The following is a 24,157-nucleotide window of genomic DNA, read 5'->3' on the forward strand; positions in this document are numbered from 1 at the left end:
ACTGCCGTGCCGGTCTCAATCGCCCAATGCCTTGATAGGATCACCGTCTACAAGTGAGCTCGGAAATAAATGCGAGCTCAACTGTCGCGATGCTGTCGCGCTGAGATGTCATCGGCTTGCCGGATAAACCCAAACCTTAACCAGAGCGGCGCGCCCCCGGATTTTTTGTTCTCCGGCGTCAGTCAACCGGCTTAAGTTTGGGATTGCATCGTTGTGCCCGATGGCCTGCACCAAATCGTGGCTCACGACCAATTGCGTGTTCAGTTCTCTGGTCAGGTGCTCGATCCTGCTTGCGACATTCACATTGTCCCCAATCACGCCGTATTCCAGTCGCCGCTCGTTGCCTATGTCGCCAGCTACAACCGATCCCCAATGCAGCCCGATTCCCACACGCACCGGTTCCTTCCCGGACAACTCTCTTTCTGCGTTCCATTTGTCCAACGCTTCTATCATCTCGAATGCGCAGTTCAACGCATTGGCAGGGTCGTGTGCACTGGGCGTTGGAGTGCCAAACGTGGCCATAAGACCGTCGCCAATATACTTGTCCAAAGTGCCAGAGTTATCGAATACCGATTTACCCAACCGATCATGGTAGTCTCGTAAAAGTTCGATCACCTCGTCGGCAGTCGCGTTCTCGCAAAGCTTCGCAAACCCCATTATGTCCGCGAATAACACGGCAACGTTTTGTTGCCTACCAGCCGCAATTCCGGCTTCCAGACTGCTCAATTCGTCAAGCACGTTGGGTGAAAAATACCTCGCCAGGCTGGCTCGCTTTCTTTCGGTCGAAATGAAATTCTGAACCAGCCTGCGAGAGCGCGCGACGACGATTGCAAGCCCGGCAGACACGATCAGCACGACCATCAATTCTATGGCTGCATAGCCAAGAAACAGAAAGTTCAAGTCTCTTGCCCCGGCAAGCCAGGCTTCAACGGATTGCTCGGTCAACTCCAAGTTACTGCGTACGTCAGGCTGACTCAGAAACCATGCCCACATCCCGAGGCGGGACACAATGATGCTGACACCGCACCAAACCACAAGGGAAGGCCGAAAACTGAAAGATGTCTGCATCAGAAATAGGAAGAAAAACAAAAACCGCGCCGTGTCCATCGCTATGGCGGGTGGCAAGGGGCTGTCGATATATGGTGATCCCAAGGTAAAAACGGCTGCAAGCGAAACACAATCTAACGTAACGAACACATACGGAAGACCACGCCCGCCGCGACGCGTGTAGGCAGCGACAAACTGCAAACCTCCCAGTAAAATAAAGAAAAAAATTTCCAGAAGATTGAAGTAATAAGCCGGTCCTGTTTCCGGGCTGTCGATCGCCTGCCAAAGAAGAACAACGGCCAATGCAAGTGTTCGGACTTTAGCTGCCAGCAATGTCCCTTGACGCTCTTCTTCGGCGAACGCCACATTGCTGCGCGATTGTATTCTGGTTTGTACGGTATCGGACATTTGCCGGATATCTTAAACGGCCTTTGCTAATTCGCTAAGCCATTCCTGTTGTGTGGTGAAACCTGAAAAAACCAGTTCGGCTTGGGCTTAAATTTGCTGATCGTCTCTCGTCTGATCGAGTTGTTAGTCACCGCATCACTTGCCGGTAGTAAACGTGAAGGTCATGTATCCGCGAAACAAGTAATTCTTTGGAAAGGCAATACGCCCCAACCTTCATTTTAGCACTTAACCTAACCCTTTCCCAACCTGTCGAGCACATTGCGGGTGATCTGTTCTACCTGCTCGTCCCGGCGGATCAGCCCGGCAACCCATTCGCAGGTTGCGGCTGTAAAGATCTGACCCTTGCCGCGACGCCACGAGATGATCATCCCATTGCCACGTTTACAGGTGTCGAGCGTCTCGGGCGTGACTTCGCCGAACAGCACCTGCGCCTTGAACCGCGCATCGTCGGCACCGATGTAGAGCGTTTCACCCCAGACCCCGTGATCTGCCTCGATATTGGTGGCAAGCCCCATGGCAAGTATCTCGATCTCTGGAACAGCGCCGTCGGTACAGGTGGGAAATGGCAGACCGTCTTCGAAACGGTAATCCAGACCATCGACCTCATAGCCAAAAATCCGGGCGTGCGCGCCTAAAATGTCGCCATAGCCGACCCCGACTCCGTCAAATGCCCAATGGTCGGGGCGGTAGACCGTAAAGCCGCCTGCGCCGCCGCCAACGCAATTCCCAAGACCGGCGGAAACACCGCGCAGAGCGTTAACTCCGAATGTCAAGGCACCCGGGCGGTCAACTGGTGCGACCTCGAAGGCACCCGAGACGAGGTGCTCTTGTTCGGTGCCCATAAGCGGGTCCTGATCCGCGATATACTTGTAACAGATCTGCGTGTGACCCTCGTCTTCGATCCGGGTCTGCCACAGGAAGTTTCCGGCAAACCGTGCAACGTTGCCACCGCCATCGACATAGGCGTCAACAGCATCACGCATAATCGCGCTCCAGTTTTCGTCATGGCCGACAAACACGGCACAGGCATACTGGCCAAGCAGCTTCGGGTCGTGCTCAAGATCATGCAGCGCGATCACGTCGAAATCATAGCCTTCCCCCTCGGCCCAACGGGCGAAATAGCGTTCATAGCTGGCCCACCCAGCCGAGGCGTATTTCTTGGAATAGCCATAAGCGTAAGCCCATTCCATATAGGGGTAGCGCACCATTTCGCCCGGTCTGGTCAGCTTTTCCCGCAGCGCCCGCGGGGCGCCTTCAGGCAGCCTGCAAAACCCGCGCGACCAGGGTCGCTGGGTCGAAAGAACCGGGGAAAAGGCGTTACCTTCGGGACCGGTGATGCCTTCGTAATGGTTCGAGCCGCCCCAGCAGTTATAAGCCAGCCATGTGCCGGTGGCACAAACCAGAACATAGAGTGATGGCGTGGCATCAGGGGCGCTTCTTACAAGGATGATGTGATGCTCTTCGACCATCTCGTCGCCACTGCGGGCGCGGAAGGTGACAAGGTAGCCGCCAGGCGCCCAGTCTTCGGGAATGCAAAACCATAGGCCTCGGGCCAGCCACAACCCTTGACCGAGCAATCCTCCGGCGTGGGGTGATACACCCCCGGCTAGCCCGTCTCGGTCAGGAGTGGTTGATAGACCAGCCCGTCGCGACCGATCTCAAGATCCCATTCACGCGCCGTGGTCGACACATGAAGTACCACGCGATCTCCGGGGGCATAGCTCATCTTTGGGGTATATCCCCAGATCTCGAGAACCGCAGCATTTCGGGACGGGCCGATGTAATAATGATCTAGGATATGGCGCGCCTTTGCACGGGTGCGTGGCGTGATTTCCGGTCCGAACTTGTCTTGGGTCATGTGTCTATTCCGGCAGATATTTTTCCGACCAGCTCTCAGCTGCCACGGCTTTTTCGATCATACGTTGTATCTCGGTGTCACCATAACCCAGACGCGCAAGGATTTCGCGCGTGTCTTGTCCGTATTTTGGTGCCGGGCCGGGGATGGTTATCGTGGCATTCTGCGGTCGCACCGCATTGGGGGCAACCAGATCAACCCAGCGGGCCATCGGGTGCTGGTCATGTCGAACGGCTCGGAAGGTTGCATTGCGAATGTCGATAGCGCCTGCGCTTTCAGCCTGAAGGCCCACGTCGCGGGTGTCGTGCAGCGAACCGAGGCGGGTCACACCCACCGAGCTCCCAGCGAAAGCCTGAGCCCATACGGCCACTGGTTTTTGCGCGAAACGCTCGGACAGAGCAGAGTCCAGATCAGTATCGTCCAAGCCGGCAAGATCGGATGGGTCAGGCACGCGCGCCAAGGCGGCGTGACCCTCGGTCGGTGCGGCGAAGAACATCCAGCCGTCGGACGCGGCATAGCAGCGATAGAACGGCCCCCAACCAAGCGTTTTACGCCCCGAAGGTTCGTCAAACGGCGCGCGCGTGTCGAAATCATACATGAACTGCGCTTGAATCAACTCTCTTGCGGCGGCTAGCGACGCGCGGGCGATGCCACCCTTGCATGTCATTCTAAGCCGCTCCAGCGCGGCGCCCAGCGCCACGCAGGCGCAATGCCCCGTCAATGCATCAATCGTGCCAAAATGGGCGTGTTCCTCGGGCGTTTCCGGCCCGCCGCCAAAGCGGGTCATCGCGCCGGTCGCGGCCTGTGCGAGATCGTCATAACCCAGATGATCCGATTTTGGTCCCCGACGCGGTCCGCCCCAGGCGTCAAGCTGCACAACGATGAGACGCGGGTTAACCTCTGTCAGCCGGGCTTCACTCAGCCCCAAGCTTTCTCGTTGCAGGTCTGTTCCGTTCATTGTGATTACGTCTGCTTCAGCGACCATTTGCCAATAGACGTGCTGCCCGCCCTCCGAACGCAGATCGAGCAAGATGCTCTTCTTGCCGCGCTGAGCATGCAGGCCAAAAAACACCGCGCTCCACGGATCGACCGAAGGTCGTACCGGCTGTACCAGTGTGACCTGCGCCCCAAAACGGGCCAATGACGACCCGATGGTCGGCCCGGCAATGACGTTGGTCAGATCCAGAACCTTGAGCCCATCAAGCCAATCGCCTTGCCCTTCTCCAACGCTGAAATTTCGGGGTGGTTCCGCGAAAACACGGGCAAGCTCGCTGCGATATCCATCCGCTTAAGGGCCAGCGGTTTTGGTCATCACACCCGGATCGTCGGCCAGCCAGGCCACATTGCCCATCTGACGCATCCGCCCGTGGCGGGGGTCATCAAGTACGGCCACCAGCCCCTAAGTGACTGCATGGTCGTCGGCCAGCCATTCGGCAGTGCTGCGCTGCGCCGTGGCCGGGGCCTTGGCCGGCTGATGCAGGGCGCAACAGTGATTGCAGCGGATACAGGAGCATGGGTGGTGGCGCGGGGCGGGTTTCTGAACCACCGGAAGGCGACGTTACACTGGCAACTTCTTGAGGAGTTTGCAGAGGAGTTTCCCGAAACCCATGTCCTCTTTGACCGTTATGTTCAGGATGGTCGTTTCTGGACATGCGGCAGCGCCGCAGCGGCCCTAGACCTGATGCTGCACTTTATCCGGAGCAGGTTTGGCCCATCAGTTGCCTTTGACGCCGCGGCGATGTTCCTGCATGACAATTCCAGGCGGCACGGTGCCTCTTATCCAGATCAGGCGCTGTCGTCAGCGGTGTCGCCAAAACTCAAACGGATTGTCGCATTGGTGTCCGGAGCACTCGAAACACCGCAGCCGGTCTCTGCCCTTGCAAAACAGGTTCATATGTCCGAACGCTCCTTGCGCCGTCTGTTCTGGACGGAGCTTCAGACAACACCGGGGCGGTATTATCTGCTTCTACGTCTGGCACGTGCCCGCGAAATGTTTCGCTACAGTGATCTTGCGCCTGGGGAAATCGCTCTGCGTTGCGGTTTTGCGAGTACGCCACTCTTATCCGCAGCCTGCGCAAAAACTTCCCACACGATCCAAAGATGTGGCCCGAAAGAGGTGGATGATTGAAGGTTCTGCCAAACGACGCGTGCAAGTTTTCGAAGCGGGAGAAGGGGATTCTAACAGCTGATCGGCGGCCGGGGTATTCGGTCACATATGAATAAATCAATCGTCCCAGAGGCATTATGACATCGCCCTTGAACATTATCCCAAACCGGTTTGGCTCAATTACTCAACAGATCTCCGAAAGAGGGCCAGACTTGTTGCCAGCAGGACAGCGCCCAGCAAAGCCATCCAGATGAACTCTGGCCAAACTGTTTCGAGACCGGCACCCTTGAACACAATTGCCTGACTGGCGGCCATATAGTGACGAGACGGCAATAGCAGCGTCCCGACCTGCAACCAGTCTGGCTGCCCTTCAACCGGCGTCTCTCCTCCGGACAGCATCAGCATGGGAAGGACGATCAGCATGACCAAAAGCGCAAACTGCGCCATCGAACGCGCAATCGTAGCGAGAAAAACCCCGAGTGCGGTTGCGGTGAACAGAAACAGGACAGTGCCAAACAGGAACAGTCCTTTTGACCCCGAGATTTCAATTCCCAGCGCACCCTGCATGACAAAGGTCAGAGACAGGCTGGCCGCGATCAGGACAATTGCAGCATTGGCCCAGATTTTGGCTGCTGCAATGTCAAACGGGGTCAGCGGCATTGCCAGCAGATGCTCGATCGTCCCGTGCTCCCTCTCTCGGATCATGGCAGCGCCGGTCAGAATGGTGGTAAGCCACATGATCTGTCCGATCAGGGCAACGATCCCGGCAAAACGCACGGTATCACGGTTGGGGTTGAAAGCGCTTCTTAGGATGACATCGACCAGCGGTGGATCTACAAGATCGACACCGATCGCAAAGCGGCGAATTTCGGCACCCAAAATATTGGTGATATAGCTGGCGCCGATCCCGGCCTGCTCCATCGCCGTGGCGTCGATCAGAACTTGGATTTCAGGCTTGCGCCTTGCCCTCAGGTCTTTCTCGAATCCCGGTGGAACAACAACTATGAAGATGAATTCTCCGGCGTCCATTTGCGCTGGACCGCTACCTGGTCCGATTTGTACGACCGGCTGGAACTCGGGTGGAAAAAATGCCGTGGCAAGCGCTCGGGACAGTGGAGAATTGTCCTCATCAGAAAATGCAATCGACGCGTTGTTGACCGAGGTCGCTACGCCGGTTGCCTCCATCATGGGTGCCAGCGTGAAAGACCAGACCAACAGCGCCATCATCACCCAGTCCCGACGCAGGCTCATCACTTCTTTCAGGCCAAGCCAGAATATGCAGGACAATCGCTGCATTCACTTCTCCTGCGCGCGAAGGCAAAGCGCGGCGATCAGTGTCAACGCCGGTCCAAAGCAGGCCAGTGCCAAAATGTCCGGTGCGAGCGCCTCCCATCCAAGCCCTTTGGTGAAGGCCCCGACATTGAGGTGCAGAAAGTAGGATGAGGGCCAGAGAGAGCCGATAAGCTGCGCACCATCCTCTAGCGTCGAAACGGGCTGCAAAAGACCCGAGAACTGGATGGTAGGCACGACCGAAGCGATAGCAGTGGCAAAAGTCGCTGCCACCTGGCTGGATGTCATGGTTGCGATCAGCAATCCATAAGACGTCGTCGCCCAAACATACAAAAACGCACCCAATGCCAAAGGCAGGGGATCGCCCTTAAGCGGCACATCGAAAACAAAAATAATCATTGCGGCCAGCAACAGGAAATTCACGTAGGCAATCATGATATAGGGTATCTGTTTGCCGATCAGGAACTCGAGCCGCGTTGTCGGTGTTACGTAGAAATTGACGACCGAGCCCAGCTCGCGCTCTCGCGCGACGCTGACCGCAGCCAACACGGCAGGCAGCATGATCAGCAGGATGGCGGGCATGGCCGGGGCCATCGCGGCAATGCTCTCAAAGCTCTGGTTATAGCGAAACCGGGGTTCAATACGGGCGATCTCAACCGCGTGTTCGCCTGTGGTCCTCGACTGCCCGTCAAGAAACGACTGGTGCAGCCCGGCGACATACCCCTCGATTGTTTCCCCCTTGAAGGGGATCGCGCCATCAACGGTTGCCAGCACTTGGGTAGGTTCACCTGTGCGCAACTTGCGCCCGAAATCAGGTGGCAACTCGATCACCATCGAAACGTCCCCTGCCTGCAACCGTCTGCGCCCTTCTGTGGCGCTGATCAAAGGCGGCGTTTGCTTGAAATAAGGCGATCCCGATATTTCTTCCGTGTAAGCCCTGCTTTCCGGGCTTTGAGACAAGTCCAGAACGGCAAACTCAAGATCTTCTATGTCGAGTGATATGCCAAAGCAGAACACCAGCATCAAAATCGCCGAGCCAAGAAATGCAAATGCCAGACGAACTGGATCGCGGACCACTTCAACCGCTTCGCGTCGTGTGTAAGTCAGGGCACGACCGATACCTTGTCCGGTGACCTTGGTCTTGGTGACAAAGTCAACTTTGGGTGCCACGACAGGTGCAGGTTTTTCTGCGGCCTCCAAAACTGAAATGAAAGCTTCCTCAAGGCTGCCGGTGCCTTCTGCGGCGATCAGGTCCGCGGGCGTACCTTCCGCCAGAACACGGCCCGCATGCATGAATGATACGCGGTCGCAGCGCTCTGCCTCGGCCATGAAATGGGTGGAGACAAAGATCGTCACCAAGTCCTTGCGCGAAAGTTCGACCAGCAAAGCCCAAAAGACATCGCGTGCTTCGGGGTCCACACCCGAGGTTGGTTCATCAAGAATGAGAACTCGGGGACGATGGATAACCGCCACCGCCAATGACAAACGTTGTTTGATTCCAAGAGGCAGCGCGGCAGCTAGTGTGTCGCGATGGGCCGTCAGACCAAAACGTTCGGTCAATTCCGATATGCGCTCCTCTCGATCAGGGATTGCAAATATCCGGGCATGAAGCTGTAGGTTCTGATGAACTGACAACTCGCCATAGAGCGAAAAAGCCTGGCTCATGTATCCGATGTCGCGACGCATCTTGCGATCACGTGCATCAACCGGGTTGCCAAACAACAATGCCTCTCCGGAACTGACTGGCAACAGGCCGGTCAACATCTTCATCGTGGTGGATTTGCCACAACCGTTTGACCCAAGAAAACCGAATATCTCTCCGCGATGGATCGAGAAATCGACACTGTCGACAGCGGTGAAATCCCCGAACCGACGTGTCAGGCCTCGGGCAGAAATCACAGGGTTCGGGTTGACCTGCCGAACAGGTGTTTGTTCCGACGCCAATCCAAAACCATCGTGTGACCGCAAGCGCCGGTATGCGGTTTCGAGATCCCGGTCCTGCCCTTTCAGTTCAGCAGGTTTGCCTTGAAAGATGACGCGACCTCCGTCCATTGCAACAATTCGGTCAAAGCTTTCCGCCTCCTCCATGTAAGCAGTGGACACAAGGACGGACAGTCTGGGATGCTCTGCCCGAATGGCATTAATCAATGCCCAGAATTGACGGCGTGAGAGTGGATCGACACCGGTTGTCGGTTCATCCAAAACCAGCAACTTCGGATCATGTATCAGAGCACAGCACAGGCCGAGCTTTTGCTTCATCCCGCCCGAAAGCTTGCCCATAAGCCGGTCTTCAAACGGCGCCAGCCCTGTCGCCGACAACAGCGCATTGATCCGGATGTCACATTCTTCTTGCCCTTGGCCAAAAAGCCCCGAAAAGAACTCAAGGTTCTCGCGTACTGACAACTCAGAATAAAGGTTTCGACCCAAGCCCTGTGGCATGAAGGCAATGGCCGGGCAGATAAGGCGTCGGTGCGCGGCGTCGTCGATCAAGCCACCTAGAACATTGATTGATCCGGTTTGCAGTTTTTTTGCACCGGTGATCAACCCCAGCAGGGTCGACTTTCCCACCCCATCCGGTCCGATGAAGCCGACCAGCTGGCCCCTGGGAAGATCAAGCGAAACCGACTGCAACGCGACATCGCTGCGATACCGGTGCGTGACACCCGTGATGCGAATCTCAATGTCGGCCTCTGGCGTCATTCGAACAGCTCGGGCGGGATACCCTGTTCCAACGCCTCTGGCCACGCAAGGTTTGGATCGATCCGGATCACGGCAACACCGCGAAGCCCGGTTTTGACGTGCTCAATCCGGCGTTGGACCAGATTCTCGGGGATGCGCACACGGACGCGGAACACCAGTTGTTCGCGTTCATCCAAAGTCTCGACCTGCTTGGGTGTGAATTGCGCTTCAGGAGAGACAAAGGTTACAAAGGCTGGAATGGAATAGTCCGGCAGGGCGTCAAGAATGATGCGAGCTTCGGCACCAATAGGCAGCAATCCGGCTTCGCGCGCAGGCAGGAACACCTCCATATATACATTCTCAAGGCTGAGCAGAGTCAGGATTGGTTCACCCGCGGCAACGACCTCGCCGGGTTCCGCCAGCCGATAAAGCACACGCCCGCGTGTCGGAGCCAAAAGCGAGCTGTCTTCGATCAGCGCCTCGATACGGCGCACTTCGGCCTCGGCGGCCGCAATCTGGCTTTCTGCAGTGGCCACGCGCGCCTGTGCGGCACCCAGAACCGCCGCGGCAACCTGATGTATGGTTTCGCGTTCTTCGAAAACCGTTTCAGAGATATTCTGCCCAGTCAGAAGAGCCGTTGCGCGCTGAAGCTCCTGCGCGGCCCGGCGCAGTTCGCTTTTCCGCTGCACAACAAGTGCCTCTGCTTCCACTTTGGTCTGATGCGCCAGCGCCACTTCGGCCTTGGCACGATCTAGCGTGGCGGACAACTCATCACTGTCCATTTCGGCCAGCACGTCACCGGTGGCGACCATACCGCCTTCAACCGCCATGACGCTTTCGACACGTCCGGCTAAGGTCGGCGCAATTTCAATCTGCTCGGCCTCGATCCGACCATTCCCCCGGGCAAATCCATCAGGCAACTGGCTTCCATTTTCAGAGACCAGGGAATAGAGCACCACGCCCACCATCGCGAGCGCAGCCAAAGCAAAAAAAATCAATGAGTTTTTCTTCATTATCCACCGCCTGAAAACTCGCTGCGGGTATTCCTCTATACTGCTGCTGAACCGTGGGCTTTGCTTTGGATCAAGCCAACGACGTCAGGGCAAAGAAAGACTCTGCGACCCTGTCCCGGACATGTTCAGCCTTTGTGACCTGAAACTTTACCACAAAAGAGAAACAACATGGCATGCAAACCAACCCTGGCTTCGCACACTAAGGCAATGCGCACCGCGTTGACAGCCAAGCTGAAGTGAAAACGAGTGGTGGCCGATATCGGAGTCAATTTCTCGACCCTGAACCGATAGCTTTAGCAGGTTCCTCAAAAGACCGCCATGTACAGTTCACCCTCAAAGACACGGTTTGAGCGGCGTTCAGCCCCGCAAACTCCCCGATGGTCTTGAGAAAACAACGAACGTAAGTTGCTATTTACCTTCGAACAACTGCAAACTTGTAAGATGAACAGAAGGCTTCTTAGTCCGGTGCAGGCGCTTTTCGTGGCGGGTCTTGCCGCGCTTGGAGTTTTCACGATCCTCGCAGGCCTTCGTTCTGAAGGTTACCTGCAGCGGCCCGAGCTTGCACATTACGATTGGGTTTTGGCCCGCAGGGCCAGCGATGCGTTGGCACAGGATGTTGTCGTGGTCGCGGTCGATGACGAGGATTTGCGCAGCTGGGGCTGGCCCCTCTCAGATGGTCAGGTTGCGAACATTATCGACGCACTGTCGTCGGCGGGCGCCGCTGTAATCGGTATCGACATCTATCGCGACAATGAGGTGATCGAGGGGCGGCAGCAACTCGAAGCGGCGTTCCTGAAGTCCAATGCGATCTGGGTTGTGAAACTGAACGACAGCGGCGGGCTGAGCATCGAGGCGCCGGATTTCGCGCAGAACGACGGCAGCGTGGGGTTTGCTGATATCCCCGTCGACGCGGATGGTGTCGCCCGGCGCGGTATTCTGCTGGTCAGCGGCACTGATCGCATTTCTTTGGCGTTCAGCACACAGTTGGCCCTGCGCGCCACGGGTCAAAACAGCCTGAAAGCCTGGCCGGACGATCCCCGGACCCTGTTGTTTGGTCAGACGCCGGTGCGACGGCTGGAAGACGGGTTCGGCAGTTATCGCGGGGTGGATGATACAGGCTATCAGGTGCTGCTGGATTACACCAATGCATTGCCGATGGCCCCAATCGTACTGGCCCGCGACTTGCTCGCCGGACAAGCAGACGCGGACATGATCGAAGGAAAGGTCGCTCTGATCGGGGTTACCAGCAAGTCGATCAAAGACGATTTTCGCACACCGCTGAACAACCCGCCACAGACACCATTCAGCTACGGCGTATTGGTGCATGCAGCTACCACCCAGCAATTAATCGATTATGCCGTGGGCCGCAGCCAACCGATACGCAGCCCCGGGCAAAGTGCGCACCTGGCGATAATCTTCGCCGGCGCATTGTTCGGGGCACTAGCTGGGGTTCTGTTGCGCACTGTGCTGACCGTCATACTACTTGGACCAGGCCTTGCCATCGCTATCGGAGCAGCGCTTTCAACTCTGTTGTCTCGTGGACTATGGTTGCCGGTCGTTCCGACATCGGTTGCTTGGTTTGCCGCCTTTCTCTTAGCGCTCCTCACCGTCGGGATCATCTCGCGTCGGCAACGCCAGGCCATCGCCAAACTGTTCTCGGATCATCTGTCCCCGGAGCTCACAGCCGAGATATGGAACGCGCGTGATATCCTTTTTGCTGGCGGTAAACCGCGCCCCCGTCGCTTGCGCGTCAGTGTCCTTCTTGCTGATCTGGAAGGCTCGACGACCGTCGGCGGCTCGGCCGAGCCGGGAGCCTTCATGGATTGGACAAGCCGAATTCTGGATGAGATGAGCCAGGTCGCACGCGAAAACGGCGGGTTCATTGAGAAGTTCACCGGTGACGGAATCCTGGTGGTGTTCGGTGCGCCGATGCCTCGAACGACCGAAGAAGACATCCAAAAGGACGCTGTCGCGGCCTGCCGGACGGCACTGCAAATTTCTGACCGGATTGACAGACTGAATGCAAAAGGTGGTCTGTTGGCACCTTATGGCCTGCGGATCGGGCTCCATAGTGGTGTGGTTTTGGGCGGCACGTTGGGCAGCGCGGGCAGCCTTCAATACAACATCATGGGCGACACGGTGAACATCGCAGCCCGTATCGAGGCATTCGGAAAAGCGTTGCAAGTTAGGCGCGCGTCGGCAACCACGATCTGTGCCAGCGCTGATCTTCGAGAACTCGTTGGACGCTATTTCACGTTTCAGTTGGTCGGGCACCTTATCCACGACGACAAGTCGCGGGAAGTTGGGTTATTCTTGCTCACAGGATCTGCACAGAAGGGGGCATCGTAATGATGACACCGGCATGTTCGGGAAACACTCTTGGCGCTTTGATAACCGGTTTGCTGCTGCTTCTGGGCTCGACCATTGCCCTGTCGGCGCAAGAAAGCGAAGGCAGTCAGCAGGCTGATCCAGACGAGGTCATCTTCATTCCGCCCACCATCGGTGCCCCGGCGGACCGCGTCGGTGCTGCCACCCGCGATGTCGGGCAAGAGGCTGGTGTGCTGGCCGTGCTGGCACCGGCTGGCGGCGGTGTGACTACATTAGGTAAACCCCCACTGATCTGGCACTTGGCTGAAAACTTTTCAGGTCAGATGACCGCACAGATGGCCCCGATCGGAGCGCCGCAGAACGGGGTCGGTATTTCCGGCAAAGGTCGGTTCAGAAAAGGGTTCTACGCGCTTGACCTGTCGCGCTCGGAACTCGTGCTGGAGCCGGGGCGTATCTATGTCTGGACAGTCGTTTTGGCGGAACCTGAGGCGGGGACCGTTATCGCGACGGTAACGACTTACGTGGAACGGGTCACCGCCCCAGAGCCCGCCGCAGAGGATGTGTCGGTCTTGGCTGCCGAGGGATTATGGTTCGATGCCCTGCGACCCTTTGTCGAAATCGAGTTGTCGGGTAAAGTAAGGGTCAACCGGAATGCGGGGTTTGCGAGCCTTGTCCGGTCTGCTGGCATTTCGCTGCCATAGGACACGCTCCAGCCCCTCGGCCGACACGCGGGGGACGCTTGATGATAAACTGGTCTTTTTCAGGTCTGGCTCTGCGCTGCGTTCTGCTGGTCCTTGCGCTGATCTGCACCCTGACAGCGGCAGCCTCTGCGGCGACGGAAAGACGCGTGGCTCTGGTTATTGGCAATTCCGCTTATCAGCATGTCTCGAGTCTGGAGAACCCGGTCAATGATGCTCAGGACATCTCGATATCGCTGGCACGTATAGGGTTCGAGGTCACCACGGGTCTGGACCTGGATTACAACGGTATGCGCATCGCACTTCGGGACTTTACCGAAACCGCCGCAGGGGCCGATGTGGCGCTTGTCTATTTCGCGGGCCACGGAATTGAGATCGAGAACACCAACTACCTGATCCCGGTGAGTGCGGCCCTGAAAAGCGACCGCGACGTCGACTTCGAGGCCATCCGTCTGGATGCAATCGTGAATTCGATTGCCGATACGCCGGGGCTGAAGCTGATTCTGGTCGATGCCTGCCGCAACAATCCTTTCGTTGCGCAGATGTCGCGCGCGTCGGCCACTCGGTCGATCGGGCGTGGGCTGGCCGCAGTGGAACCTGGTGGGGTTGTCGTGGGCTATGCCGCGCGTGGTGGAACGCTGGCGCAGGACGGGGGCGGCCGGAACAGCCCCTATGCGACGGCACTTTTGGAACATATCGAACAGCCGGGGTTGGAGCTTGGGAAAATGTTTCGCCGGGTGCGCGATCGGGTGGTGGAGCTTACGGATGGATTTCAGGAGCCATTTACATATGGCTCACTGCCTGGCGAAGACATCTACCTTGTGCCACAGGTCGAACAGGTGGCAATGCTGGCACCTGCAGACCAGACGACCCAGCCCGTCGCCGTGCGCCCCCTTGCGACCCGCGACACTGCAATCAGCGCCGCGATGAAAGTGAACACCATGCGTGGCTGGTCGCTGGTCGCCGGCAAGTACCGGGCGGCCACCATCGTCGAGCCCGAGATTCTGGGGCGCATGGCCGAGATTACGCCGGATTGGCTGAAGAAACAGGGCCACCTGTCCACAATGGAGGATTTCCTTTTACCGGACCGCGAACGGAAACAGCGTCTGCAAGAGGCGCTCAATACCGCCGGTTTCGAGGTCGGCGTGCCGGATGGCGCGTTCGGACTGAAGACGCGGGCGGGAATAAAGGCTTTGCAGGAGGCCCGAGGGCTTGATCCGACGGGCCATGTCGATGCGGCCGTTCTGGCAAGCTTGCGAATGGAATGGCAGGATGGGGCTGACGATAGTTTTGTCAGCAATCCATTTGCCGCGCGTCAAATGCCGGATGACCTTGAAATGCTGGGTGAAAACGAAGAGATCATAACAGTGCTCAGGTGCCTTGGGCTGCGGAAAAGCATCTATGGCAAGTACCGGGGCAGCTTCTACATCGCCATGATTTATTCCGGCTCGATCGACGACGCACGCCGCCTCGCCGAGAGCTGTGGCATCGATCTTGCATCCCTGACATCGGCTGACGAGAACGCATTCGTGGTGCGCATGATCGCCCATGATCCAGCCTTGTTTGAACAAGGCTATGACAGTCGAACCAACACCAGTTACAAGGCTGGCCCCTATTTTGGCTTCCGGAAGGACCCAAAGGAAGAAAATGCCGTGACAGGTTGGCGGTGGTACACCGGAGAGCCGGTCAATTTCACAAATTGGTTGCCATCGAAACCGAACAAGACCCATGGGAAAGGCAACAAGGCTTTCGCTCAGTTTCAGTATGAACGAAACGGACGCCGAGACCTGAGTGAGATCGTGCCGACACAATGGTTCGACGGGTCGGGACGCTTTGCACGTTCAGTCGTTCTGGAAGGCAGGTTGCCCTAACCGGGATAAGTTCAAATGGATTGCAGCCCAGGTGCATTGCTCAGCTCTATAAAAGATTCAGACAGGGGCTATCCCGGCTAGTAATACTTGCAATGCAATCGAAATCCGATCGCTCTCAAGCCCGATCTGGACGTGTCGCGGTTTGATGCCGCTCCTTTGATGGCACTTATTGCAGCAACGGAGACGGACTTTGGGACTGAAACTGACGGACGATTTCCGTGCTGATGCAGTGTAGACTCCGCTGACGAGCGGGCTGACACGTCGGCGGGTTGCTTTAGACTTAGGTATTGGCCTTTCGACGCTGAACAAGTGGGTACCGGCGCATCGTAACGCCGGCGTTGTGTCGGACAAGGATCTGGACCTCGCCCGTGAAAACGAGCGACTTCGACGGGAGAACCGGGTTCTCAATGAGGAGAGGGGTATTCTAAAAAAGGCCACAACCTACTTCGCGAGCCAGAAGCCATGAGGTTTAGTTTCATCTAAGAGCATGGAAGCGAATTCCCAGTTAACCGCCTTTGCCAAGTTCTGAATGTCAGCTCATGTATCCTGCGCGCTTATTGCAGCCGCCCAGCCAGCCAAAGGCAGCGGACCAACGCGGTCGTGCTGACTCATGTCCTGGAGCGATCTCGTCTCAGCCTGAGCAGCCACGACCGTCCACGAATGACTGGCGAGTTGAAGGAACTTGGTCTGAGCGTCGGGCGTCGTCGTGTTGGTCGGTTGATGCGTGAAAATGGCATACGAGTCGAGAGATCGAAGTAATACAAAGTGACGACCGACTGCAATAACGCCTTCAATATCGCGCCGAACCTGTTGAACCGGGACTTCACAGCATACGAGCCCAATTGGAAATGGGGAGGCGCGCCCCATCCGCGTTCGTCACGTGGCAGATCAGCAGGAACAGACGCCGTCGGCGTCTGATCTGCAAATCAGCCCTGATTTTACCAAAATGGTGTTGAGGCTTGGCGACGTCGCTTTCCAGCACCTCTCCATCCAGAAACTATTCACGGCCACGTCATTTTGAATGGCAAGGCGATTGATTTGCCAGACGTCGCGGCGGCACAAGATCAGTTTCGAATTGGTGCTGGCAACTTCCTTGCGTCTGGAGCTCGGGCCGTAACGATGGTCCCAATTTCTCAAGGCGGGCAGACAGTTGGAGCTCTTGCCGTCTTGCGGCATTCGATCGGCAAGCTGCAAACAGAGCAATTCGATATTCTCAAGACGTTTGCAGCACAGGCAAACATCGCGCTGGATAACTTGCATTTGCTGAACCAAATGCGTGAAGCGAATGAGACCCTGGAGAACGTATCCAAACAGCTTGCCAAGTACATGCCGCCTCAACTTTATCGGTCAATCATAGCTGGTAACCAGCAAGCGGCAATCGAGAGCCGCCGCCGCAAACTCACGATCTTCTTTTCCGACATCGTCGATTTTTCCGAGATTACAGATCAGCTTGAAGCAGAGGAATTGACCTCGTTACTGAATGAATATTTGTCGGAAATGTCCAAGATCGCCCAGAGACACGGCGCCTATTTCGACAAGTTCATTGGGGATGCGATGATGCTGTATTTTGGCGAACCCGAAAGTCTGGGCGCAAAGGAAGATGCAGCCGCTTGCGTTCGGATGGCGATCGACATGCAACGCGCCTTGAACGACCTGCAAACTGGATGGCGGCGCAAAGGCTTGATTGATCGAGCATTTCAGGCCCGCATAGGCATTAACACGGGCTACTGCACAATAGGCAATTTCGGCTCCAATGATCGGATGGATTACACGGCGATTGGGCGAGAAGTGAACCTTGCTGCAAGGCTTGAGGCCGAGTGCGATCCAGGAGGCATATTACTGGCAGCGGAAACCTATTCTTTGGTGAAAGATTGGCTCTAGGTTGAAGAGCGTGAGCCGGTTCAGGTGAAAGGATTTCAGAATCCGATCCGCACTTACGCGGCAACAGCAATCTACGAAGCCGCGGCGCGAGAGAGCCGCATCATTCACGAGGAGGATGAGGGCTACACCCTCACTGTGGACCAGGATCGTATAACCGCGGAAGCCATCCGTCGGCTAAAGTCCGTTATTTCTGATTTAGGCGACTAAGTATTGAACGGTTGCCGTTCAGAAATGCTTGACTAGTCCGTACAACTATCAAATGGACGGTCTTCTAAACCGGCAAGCGCGCGTGAATTTCAATTGGAGCAATCAAACCACGTTCGATGTTCCGAACCATGTATTGAACCTTAAGTGCAGTGTCGTCGCCCATGATCAGATGAAGACCCAAAGCTGGAGGGCCATCTGAACGGCTTTGCGCAGCCGCCAGATCTGCAAAAAACTGCTTAGCGAATGCAGTGCGGTCAATCTGGGCTCTGATCTCGAAACCAACAGACTTCAGAGCAGCCTCATATGTCTCAGGTGGAGCAAGCGCGCTTTGATCTGATGAAGACGCCCAAGGCGCAGGATAGTCCATTTGCCCTTCTCCCACTTGCATCACATCGTAGATTGCAAAGATGCCTCCTGGCTTTAGAACCCGTTTTGCCTCGCGCGCTATGCCGGCCTTGTCCGCGATGTTCATGCCAACATGGATCATGTATGCAGCGTCCATTGACTGAGCTTCTAGCGGCAGCTCAAGTACGCTGCCTTCGATGAGTTGCACCCGATCAGACAAACCTGTCCATTCTGTAAGCGCGCGTCCTGTTTCCACAAACTCAGCGGTCAAATCGACGCCAGTTACATGCGCCCCGGTAGCAGCAGCGACATATCGTGCTGGACCGCCGAGACCGCATCCAAAATCGACAACCCGGCTGTCGGGGGAAAGACCGAGAGCCTTCACAAACGGTTCGGTCGCGAGGCGCCCGCCAATGTGGAACTCGTCAACCGGAGCCAAAGCGTCGTGGGAAATTGGTGGGGTCAAGTCCAATGCTGCGCAACCATCGGAAATCCTCTTGAGCAAGTGTCCAGAATGGTAATGGTGCGCGACTTCATTGGGATTGGTCATTTCGAAGCCTCCCTAATCGATGCCGATAGGGTACACGTAGTAGTTCCGAATGTCAGGTTTGTCCCGCAGACCACCAGTTCGATTTCCCTTTGACTGCGCACCTGCAGCGAATGGCGGCAATGCGGGCTGCCGATGCGGCATCCGAACGGTACCCTAAATGTCTCCTTTGGGCCGAACTCGCAGTGCTAATTGTTACTCAGGGTTTGGATGCCGCATCGCATCCGAAGTCCGCAGAGAGCCCTCAGCTGCCTTTTCTGCATCTTGCACGAGTGACTTCGAAGCACTGATTGCCGCCGTTGGCCTGCAAAAGGACGGCAGATAACCGTCATTCGGCTTCGGTCAATCTAGCTGTTGTGGCACACATCACATGAGACATTCGGGGAAACGCAAAACTTGGACACCTGTTTAGATCTCTAACGCGGGCCGCAGTCATGTTCAATGCGATCCTGAGACTAAGCTGTTTGTTCTTGCGGACAGTTCTTCGTTTTGTGGAGGATCAATTTCGAATGTTTTGCGACCAAATCAGCCAATTCTGGCCGGCAGGACCCGCAATTCGTTCCAGCCTGAAGAGCATCTCCGACACTATCAACATCGGTCAATCGCCTGTCGTGTATAGCGCGGATGATGGTGTTTAGACCGACCTCGAAACACGAGCAGACGATTGGTCCGCAGTCGTCGGAATCAGCAGATGACCGACCAGAGAGAATTTGCTGGGGCGCAACCTCAGGCAAAGCCGCCAAATAATCTCGCATAAGTGTTGTCGGTTGGCGAGAAACAAAGAGCGCTGCCAAAATTTGCCGCCCGTCTGAGAGCGCAATTCGGTACGAACCGCGTTTGGAATCTTGTACTGAAGTCACCGTTGCATCCGGCAACCCGAACCAATCGCGCGCAGTCTTTTCCCAGTCTTCTACGATCTGCTTCCCAGCTAGCTCCATTCTGTAGCCGTTGCTTGTTTTTGCAGCTGCCCAATAGTCCGCCCTAGGCAACACTGGTTCAATTGAAACGGCGAAACCGTACCATGCAGCATGCATACGTCGTACAGATACCGCTGTTGACTTGCTCTCCGGTTGTCCGGAAATCGGATCAGTAACGCTGGGAACTATGGCGTTTACACGGGCGGCCGGGGCCGTTTCTCCAGTCCAGTGAATGGGCGCGAACACATTTCCAGGCGCAATAGCTTCAGTGATGCGAAGCCGAAAAATGCCGCTTCCGACTGAGCTGCTAACTTCGACCAAATCGGCGGGATAGAACCCCAGCTGATCGACGTCCTTCGGGTTCATTTCCAAATAGGGCTCGGCCAGGTGCGCCGATAAGCGAGGCGACAAACCGGATCGGGTCATGGTGTGCCACTGATCCCGATTTCTCCCTGTGTTCAACAGGAAAGGGTAGCGTTCTGATGGCTCTGCCCTGGGCGTTCGATGGATGACCGGCACAAACCGCGCCTTGCCGTCAGTATGAAAAAACTTCCCGTCACCGAAGAAACGACCGTCAGCTTTCGGCGATGTCGTTGGCCACCGTGTCGGGCACATGGCATCATAGTCTTCGTCGCTGATGTCCGAAAACCTAGCAATCTCAAAGTCTTTACCGAATAAAACGGCAAGCGAGGACATGTCCGCATATTCTCGAAAAATCTGCGCCGGAGATTCATAACTGAAAGCCTCTGTCCAACCCATACGGCGACCCACATCGGCCAAGATATCCCAATCCGCGCGTGCCTGTCCCGGAGGGGTCAGAACACCACGTTGCCTGCTGATCGTGCGGTCAGAGTTGGTTACAGTGCCGCTTTTTTCGCCCCATCCTGCGGCTGGAAGCAAAACGTCTGCTAAGCGCGCAGTGTCTGTTTGGGCCGTCAGATCGCTTACTACGGTGAAGGGGCAGTTTTTGATCGCCGCCTTGACTCGATCGGCGTCCGGCATTGTGACTGCTGGATTGGTGTGGATGATCCATAGTGCTTTGATCTGGCCATCTTCGACGGCGCGAAACATGTCGACAGCTTTGAGACCGTGCTTCTGCGCCATCTTCGGTGCGTTCCAGAATTTCCGGACTGCTGCGCGGTGGGCATCGTTTTCGATATCCAAATGGCAGGCTAGCATATTGGCTAGGCCGCCCACCTCTCGACCACCCATGGCATTTGGTTGACCGGTTACCGAAAACGGCCCCATTCCTGGGCGCCCGATCCGACCACTGGCCAGATGGCAGTTCAGGATCGCGTTGACCTTGTCGGTTCCGCTAGAGGATTGATTGACGCCCTGACTGAAGATTGTGACAACGCGCTCGGTGCCAATCCACAGATCGCAAAAGGCTTCAATCTCATCTGAGGTAAGCCCCGTCTCATCAGGATCGTCAAGCTGTGCCAGCTCGAGGGCTTCCGAGAATCCAACGCTGCGATCCAGAAAATCTGCGGCAACGTGCCCCGTCTTGTGAATGCTGCGCAGCAGGCGGTTGAACAGAGCGACGTCGCTGCCGGGTTGCAACGCCAGATGTAGATCGGCCTGATCGCAGCTCGCGGTTCGACGTGGGTCAATAACCACAATCTTCGTGCCACGCTTACGCCGTGCGGCAATGACGCGCTGATAAAGAACGGGATGGCACCAAGCGAGGTTCGAGCCAACCAGGACAACCAGATCAGCCTGATCCAGATCCTCGTAGGTTCCGGGCACCGTATCGGTGCCAAAGGCGCGTTTGTGCCCTGCCACGGTTGAAGCCATACATAGCCTCGAGTTGGTGTCGATGTTCGCCGACCCAATGAAACCTTTCATCAGCTTGTTGGCGACATAGTAGTCCTCGGTCAGCAACTGCCCCGAGACGTAGAATGCGACACTGTCGGAACCATGTTCGGCAATCGTTGACGAAAACCGATCTGCAACCAGTTGCAGCGCATCGTGCCATTCTGCATCCTGTCCAAACACACGCGGGGCCAACAGGCGGTTGTCCAACCCAACCGTATCACTCAGTGACAAACCCTTTAAACACAGGCGACCGAAGTTCGCTGGATGGTCGGGATCGCCTTCCACGGTCAGCCCCCCTGCACCATCAGGTCGAAGCAGAACGCCGCAACCTACACCACAATAGGCGCAAGTCGAACGAACCTCTGGTAAGCCGGTGCCGTCCATCAAGCTGCGCTCCGACGGGTCACCGCGCTGTCGTCCAGCAGGATGCGACCGTTTTCGATACGCACCGAATACGTTGCAATCCGCCCATCATCTGTGCCTTGGGCTTCGCCAGTGTTCAGGTCAAACACCCAGTTGTGCAGGGGACAAGTCACGGATTGCCCATGCACGATGCCCTCGGACAACGGCCCACCTTTGTGTGGGCAGCTGTTGGTGGCAGCGAAGATTTCGGCTTCGGCGGTGCGGAAGACCGCGATGCAGCCGATATGCGTTTTCACCAAACGCGCGCCACGCAGTGGGATGTCGTCGATATGTCCGATGTCGATCCAGCTCATTCTGCGGCCTCCAGTGTGAAATCTGCGATCGGCGCATAGGTCTGCGCCTTGTCCTTGACGTGTTCCGCCCACGGGTCCTTACGGTAGATGCTTTGAGACAGCTCGAACCGTTCGACCAGAGCGGCACGGTTTTCCCGGTCCTCCACGACCTGAGCTTTGACCCAGTCCATGCCCACTTTGCCCAGCCATTTATACAAACGGTCCAGATACTTGCCGCCTTCGCGATAGGCTTGGGTGACGGCCATCACGACTTCAATCGCTTCGTCTTCGGTTGGGACCTGACAGAGCAATTCAGTCTCTTTGACGTCCATACCGGCGGCACCGCCGATGCTGATCTGATACCCTGAGTCCACGCAGACCACACCGATATCCTTGCAGGTCGCCTCGGCGCAGTTGCGCGGGCAACCTGACACCGCCAGTTTCAGCTTGTGCGGAGTCCACGACCCCCACAGGATTTTCTCAAGCTTGATGCCGAGACCCGTGCTGTCTTGTGTTCCAAACCTGCAATGATCGGTGCCGACACAGGTTTTGACCGTGCGCAGGCCCTTGGAATAGGCGTGGCCAGAGACCAGACCAGCCTGGTTCAGATCCGACCAGATGGCGGGCAGATCCTCGCCCTTCACGCCCAGAAGGTCGATACGCTGACCGCCCGTGACCTTCACCGTCGGCACATCGTATTTGTCTGCCGCATCGGCAATGGCGCGCAATTCTTCGGGGGTGGTGATGCCTCCCCACATGCGCGGAACAACGCTGAACGTGCCGTCCTTTTGGATATTGGCGTGTTTGCGTTCGTTCACGAACCGGCTTTGCGGGTCGTCTTGGTATTCCAGCGGCCAATCGGCCAGAAGATAGTAGTTGATCGCGGGACGGCAGACATGGCAGCCGTTGGGCGTGGTCCAGCCCAGCTCTTGCCAGACGGCGGCCTGGCTTTTAAACTCCTGCCCCTTGATCAGACGACGTACATCTTCATGGGTCAGATCGGTGCAGCCGCAGATTGGTTGCGCCGTTGGCATTTGGAAGTCGTCGCCCAGAGTGACTTGCAAGACTTGCTCGACCAGCCCCGTGCATGTCCCGCAGGACGCGCTGGCCTTAGTGCCGGCGCGCACAGCACCCAGATCACCGGCCCCTGCATTGATCGCCTCAACAATCTCGCCCTTGCATACGCCGTTGCAGCCGCAAATCTCCGCCTCAGGCGGCAATGCTGCAACGGCTGAGAGAGGGTCCGCGGTGTCGCCCCCCTGATAGGCGGGCCCAAAAATCAGCGTCTCACGCATTTCGTCGATGTTGGTGCCATCCTTGATCAGACCGAAGAACCAACTGCCATCGGCAGTGTCGCCATACATGACCGCGCCGACCAGACGATCCTCTTCGATGACCAGCCGCTTGTAGACCCCGCGCGAGGGGTCGCGGAACACGATATCCTCACGCTCAGGCGCGTCCGCGAAATCACCCGCGCTAAACAGATCACAGCCGGTGACTTTCAGCTTGGTCGAGAGGGTTTTCTGAACAAACGCAGTCTTTTCGCCCAACAGCGCCTGCGCGGCGACCTTCGCCTGATCATAGAGCGGCGCGACAAGACCAAAGACCGCCCCGTCATGTTCGACGCATTCGCCCACCGCAAAGACATCCGGGTCCGAGGTCAGCATCTGGTCATCCACATGGATGCCGCGCCCGGTGGCCAGCCCCGCCTCTTGTGCCAGAGCCGTGTTGGGACGGATGCCCACGGCCATGACCAGCAGGTCACAGGGCAGTTCGGTTCCGTCCTCCAGCAGTAATGCGTGGACCTTACCTTCCTTCCCTAGAATCTCCTTGGAGTTCGCTTGCAGACAAGTCTTGATACCTTTGTCTTCCAACGACTTTTTCAGCAAGTAGCCTGCGGCCTCGTCCAGTTGCCGTTCCATCAGGTGGCCCATGATGTGGACCACGGTGACGTCGACGCCATGGGCCGCCATGCCCGCAGCCGCCTCAAGCCCCAGCAAACCGCCTCCAATTACGACGACCTTGTTGTCGGGCCCCATGCCCATCATCCGCTGCGTGTCTTCAAGATCACGATAGGCAATCACCCCTTCCAGATCATGCCCGGGCAGAGGGATCATGAACGGGTTCGACCCTGTCGCGATCACCAACTTGTCGTATGGAACGTGGCCGTTCTCGCCCTCAACCACCTTCATCTCACGGTCGATCTTGGCAACCTTCTCGCCAAAGCGGCAGGAGATTCCGCGCTCGGCATACCAGGTGTCATCATGGGTGACGATTTCATCGTAGGTTTTCTCGCCCGACAGGACCGGGCTGAGCATGATGCGGTTGTAGTTCCCGCGCGGCTCGGCGTTGAACAGGGTGATGTCGAATGCATCCGGCGCGGCGTCGGTCAGGTGTTCCAGCACCCGACCCGAGGCCATGCCTGCGCCAATGACAACAAGTCTCTGCTTCATG

At 56.9% G+C, this 24,157-nt stretch carries 15 protein-coding genes and 3 pseudogenes; 7 read left to right on the forward strand and 11 right to left on the reverse strand.

The features are described from left to right. Positions 1-108: 108 nt before the first annotated feature. From ACR0BF_RS02255 to ACR0BF_RS02270, 4 genes and pseudogenes are all read right to left on the reverse strand, one after another. Positions 109-1,455, reverse strand: coding sequence for an adenylate/guanylate cyclase domain-containing protein (locus ACR0BF_RS02255; protein ID WP_480519333.1), 1,347 nt, complete (start codon positions 1,453-1,455; stop codon positions 109-111). A 230-nt stretch (positions 1,456-1,685) separates the two neighbouring features. After that, positions 1,686-3,032 (reverse strand): N,N-dimethylformamidase beta subunit family domain-containing protein, encoded by a 1,347-nt coding sequence (locus tag ACR0BF_RS02260; protein ID WP_480624185.1) that lies wholly within the window; start codon positions 3,030-3,032, stop codon positions 1,686-1,688. Between the two features lie 29 nt (positions 3,033-3,061). After that, positions 3,062-3,313, reverse strand: a complete 252-nt coding sequence (locus ACR0BF_RS02265; protein WP_480624186.1) for a hypothetical protein — start codon at positions 3,311-3,313, stop codon at positions 3,062-3,064. 4 nt (positions 3,314-3,317) lie between these two features. Next, positions 3,318-4,502 (reverse strand): annotated as a pseudogene (locus ACR0BF_RS02270) (CoA transferase); the annotation flags it as partial. Between the two features lie 21 nt (positions 4,503-4,523). Between ACR0BF_RS02270 and ACR0BF_RS02275 the strand changes: the two are divergent. After that, positions 4,524-5,438, forward strand: a complete 915-nt coding sequence (locus tag ACR0BF_RS02275) for a GlxA family transcriptional regulator (RefSeq protein WP_480519329.1) — start codon at positions 4,524-4,526, stop codon at positions 5,436-5,438. Between the two features lie 159 nt (positions 5,439-5,597). Here ACR0BF_RS02275 and ACR0BF_RS02280 read toward each other — a convergent pair whose 3' ends face one another. Genes ACR0BF_RS02280 through ACR0BF_RS02290 form a run of 3 tightly spaced genes read right to left on the reverse strand, consistent with a single transcriptional unit; the run spans position 5,598 to position 10,399 of the window. Further along, positions 5,598-6,713 carry an ABC transporter permease gene (locus ACR0BF_RS02280; RefSeq protein ID WP_480624187.1) on the reverse strand — a complete coding sequence of 372 codons (1,116 nt, stop codon included), beginning with the start codon at positions 6,711-6,713 and terminating at the stop codon, positions 5,598-5,600. Then, positions 6,714-9,407, reverse strand: a complete 2,694-nt coding sequence (gene rbbA / locus ACR0BF_RS02285) for a ribosome-associated ATPase/putative transporter RbbA (protein ID WP_480605785.1) — start codon at positions 9,405-9,407, stop codon at positions 6,714-6,716. Then, a complete protein-coding gene (locus ACR0BF_RS02290) occupies positions 9,404-10,399 on the reverse strand; it encodes an HlyD family secretion protein (protein WP_480519323.1) in 996 nt (331 codons plus the stop codon). The genes rbbA and ACR0BF_RS02290 overlap by 4 nt, the downstream gene beginning before the upstream one ends. A 441-nt stretch (positions 10,400-10,840) precedes the next feature. Here ACR0BF_RS02290 and ACR0BF_RS02295 point away from each other — a divergent pair, with 441 nt between their 5' ends. From ACR0BF_RS02295 to ACR0BF_RS02320, 6 genes and pseudogenes are all read left to right on the forward strand, one after another. Further along, entirely contained in the window at positions 10,841-12,748 is a 1,908-nt protein-coding gene (locus ACR0BF_RS02295) for a CHASE2 domain-containing protein (RefSeq protein WP_480624188.1), read from the forward strand. Beyond that, on the forward strand, positions 12,748-13,428 hold the full coding sequence (locus ACR0BF_RS02300; RefSeq protein ID WP_480624189.1) for a DUF928 domain-containing protein: 681 nt from the start codon (positions 12,748-12,750) through the stop codon (positions 13,426-13,428). The genes ACR0BF_RS02295 and ACR0BF_RS02300 overlap by 1 nt, the downstream gene beginning before the upstream one ends. 41 nt (positions 13,429-13,469) lie before the next feature. Further along, a complete protein-coding gene (locus ACR0BF_RS02305) occupies positions 13,470-15,296 on the forward strand; it encodes a caspase family protein (RefSeq protein WP_480624190.1) in 1,827 nt (608 codons plus the stop codon). 241 nt (positions 15,297-15,537) lie between these two features. Then, a pseudogene (locus tag ACR0BF_RS02310) lies at positions 15,538-16,154 on the forward strand (IS3 family transposase); the annotation flags it as partial. A 123-nt stretch (positions 16,155-16,277) separates the two neighbouring features. After that, positions 16,278-16,535, forward strand: a pseudogene (locus tag ACR0BF_RS02315) (GAF domain-containing protein); the annotation flags it as partial. A gap of 33 nt (positions 16,536-16,568) precedes the next feature. Next, positions 16,569-17,177 carry an adenylate/guanylate cyclase domain-containing protein gene (locus tag ACR0BF_RS02320; protein WP_480606008.1) on the forward strand — a complete coding sequence of 203 codons (609 nt, stop codon included), beginning with the start codon at positions 16,569-16,571 and terminating at the stop codon, positions 17,175-17,177. Between the two features lie 271 nt (positions 17,178-17,448). On the opposite strand, the gene ACR0BF_RS02325 is transcribed toward ACR0BF_RS02320, so the two are convergent. The 4 genes from ACR0BF_RS02325 to nirB form a co-directional block, all read right to left on the reverse strand. Then, positions 17,449-18,279 (reverse strand): class I SAM-dependent methyltransferase, encoded by an 831-nt coding sequence (locus tag ACR0BF_RS02325; RefSeq protein ID WP_480605777.1) that lies wholly within the window; start codon positions 18,277-18,279, stop codon positions 17,449-17,451. Between the two features lie 452 nt (positions 18,280-18,731). Beyond that, positions 18,732-21,392 carry a molybdopterin-dependent oxidoreductase gene (locus ACR0BF_RS02330; protein WP_480624235.1) on the reverse strand — a complete coding sequence of 887 codons (2,661 nt, stop codon included), beginning with the start codon at positions 21,390-21,392 and terminating at the stop codon, positions 18,732-18,734. Further along, a complete protein-coding gene (gene nirD / locus ACR0BF_RS02335; protein ID WP_480624191.1) occupies positions 21,392-21,724 on the reverse strand; it encodes a nitrite reductase small subunit NirD in 333 nt (110 codons plus the stop codon). The genes ACR0BF_RS02330 and nirD overlap by 1 nt, the downstream gene beginning before the upstream one ends. Further along, the gene (nirB, locus tag ACR0BF_RS02340) at positions 21,721-24,156 is read right to left on the reverse strand and encodes a nitrite reductase large subunit NirB (protein WP_480608226.1); all 2,436 of its coding nucleotides are present in this window, start codon (positions 24,154-24,156) and stop codon (positions 21,721-21,723) included. The genes nirD and nirB overlap by 4 nt, the downstream gene beginning before the upstream one ends. Position 24,157 lies beyond the last annotated feature (1 nt).

The sequence above is a fragment of the Ruegeria sp. AG7 genome (genome assembly GCF_056541545.1).